The organism is Dermacoccus sp. PE3 (assembly GCF_001021715.1).
GTDB classification, from domain to species: domain Bacteria; phylum Actinomycetota; class Actinomycetes; order Actinomycetales; family Dermatophilaceae; genus Dermacoccus; species Dermacoccus abyssi.
This window is the reverse complement of the sequence record NZ_LDCM01000010.1, coordinates 1-1,886: the sequence shown is the minus strand read 5'-3', so window position 1 is coordinate 1,886 and position 1,886 is coordinate 1. Positions and strand designations below refer to the sequence as shown.

Here is a 1,886-nt window from a genome sequence, read left to right as displayed (position 1 = left end):
CCTTCACGAGATGCTTGGTCATTCGGCCGGATATGCAAGAACCATCGAGCGGAGAATCAACCTCTTGATACTCTTGCGGCATGAGGATCATCGTGTGTGGGGCAGGTATGGGTGGTCTCGCGCTGGCACACGGACTCTCGGGGAAGGCTGAGGTCGTAGTTGTAGAGCAGGATGTCGCTGCCGCGGAGACGGGCGGGTATCGCATTAGCCTCAACGATGAAGCCTGCGGCGCACTCGCAGATTTGATCCCAGGGGCGCTGATGGAAGAAATCCGGCTGGTATCAGACACCGGGAGCGCGTTCGAGCAGTTCACCATCGCGGACTCCCAATTGCGTCCGATCGTGGTCGCGGCTGAACCCACCGGACAGGACCGCATCTTGGCGCAACGCCAAGTGCTGAGAGTCCTGCTTGCGGGGGACATCAGCGCCTCGATCCGATTTGGATCGACAGTGCGCGATGTAGCACAGGAAGACACGGGTGCAGCGGTCACGCTTTCAGATGGCTCCGTTGTTGACGGTGACCTTGTGGTGGCCGCCGACGGCGCAAATTCGACGGTCATCTCTTCGTTCCTCGGCACGTCGCCCACCCGCGATCTTGGTCTCACCGGTATTGCGGGATGGGCACCGCTCGGAACAGACGACCCGCCGACCTACCTGCGCCGGGGTCCGGCCTTGGCGTTCGGGGCCGACGGCACCGGCGTCTTCCTCTCGATCTACAACCCCCCCTCGCGAGCTGCGACCGACCCGACAGTTGCGGCTTTGACCGGCGGGCCAGCTCTTATCTGGGGCACGATTAACCGCAGCGAGAGCCTCAGAGGCACCCGACACACATCGGCAGGTGACCTGGTTCAGCAGGCGGGCGCGTTGCTCACGCGATGGTCGCCCTGGCTAACCGAGCACGTGTCGGCCTCGGACTTCGAACGTGTTGCAGCGTTCAGGTTCCGGGCGGCAAACCCACCCGGACCGATCGCAGATTGGACGCCTCGCAGTGTCACGGGGCTCGGAGATGCGATCCACGCGATGCCACCGACCGGCGGTCGGGGTGCGTCGACGGCCATCTGTGATGCCGCCGACCTCGTTGATGCCATCACCGAGCATCTGGATGGCGCCCCGTTACACTCCGCACTCGCCCGCTACCAGCGTTCTATATCACCCCGGGCCCGCGCAGCGATCCGTGAGTCCCTTGGTCCCGTGCGAGTAATCAACGCTCTGCGTCATCGACCAGCGCAAGCCCTGGCCCGACCTCTGCTGAGCGTCGCGGGTGCGTGGGGACAGCGTCGCTATCGCGGCACGCCATGAAGGCGGCGCTCCGATCAGGAGGTGACCCCAACCTTGTCTTGGTGCTGTGGGAATTGCAGCAAACTGCGCGTGAAGCCGCACGTCATCTCGAGCGGGCAACCAGAGCCGCGGGGATCAGCACGGCCGAGTTCGGCGTGCTGGCGTGCACAACCGATGACCCTGGGATCACGCAGGCGCAGATCGCGCGCCAACTCCATATTCGCCCTCAAGCGCTTACCGCTACCGTCAACAAGCTCCAGCGCCGCGGCCTCATCCGCGGCAGTACCGAGGGCCGTGGTCGACCATCTCACCTCACAATCACCGATCAGGGACGAACTGCCCTCGACGCCGCATGGCCATCGATCGTCGCCCTCAATGAGCCCGCTAACCTGCAGCTCACAGAGGATGCAGCGAGCTCTCTTGCCGCACAGCTCGCCCAACTGCGTGAGAACCTGGCCACGACCGGACCAGCGACAGCGCCTCGCTGACGACGTTGTCGAAGCCGCAGCGGCCATCGTCGATCACCGTCACATAGCGGCCACACAACGCCGCCACCGAGCTATCAACTCCACAGGTACACCCCCACTCGCGGCGAGTGTGCATTCACAC

The 1,886-nt window shown here is 64.2% G+C and carries 2 protein-coding genes; both read left to right on the top strand.

Going from position 1 to position 1,886, the window contains the following annotated elements:
* Positions 1–80: 80 nt before the first annotated feature.
* Complete coding sequence (locus AA983_RS14485; protein WP_047313026.1) at positions 81–1,298, top strand: NAD(P)/FAD-dependent oxidoreductase; 1,218 nt, start codon at positions 81–83, stop codon at positions 1,296–1,298.
* A gap of 41 nt (positions 1,299–1,339) precedes the next feature.
* On the top strand, positions 1,340–1,765 hold the full coding sequence (locus AA983_RS15320) for a MarR family winged helix-turn-helix transcriptional regulator (protein WP_197079033.1): 426 nt from the start codon (positions 1,340–1,342) through the stop codon (positions 1,763–1,765).
* Positions 1,766–1,886 lie beyond the last annotated feature (121 nt).

Coding starts and splice junctions, on each gene's coding strand:
- AA983_RS14485 (WP_047313026.1), top strand. CDS start 81: ATGAGGATCATCGTGTGTGGGGCAGGTATGGGTGGTCTCGCGCTGGCA.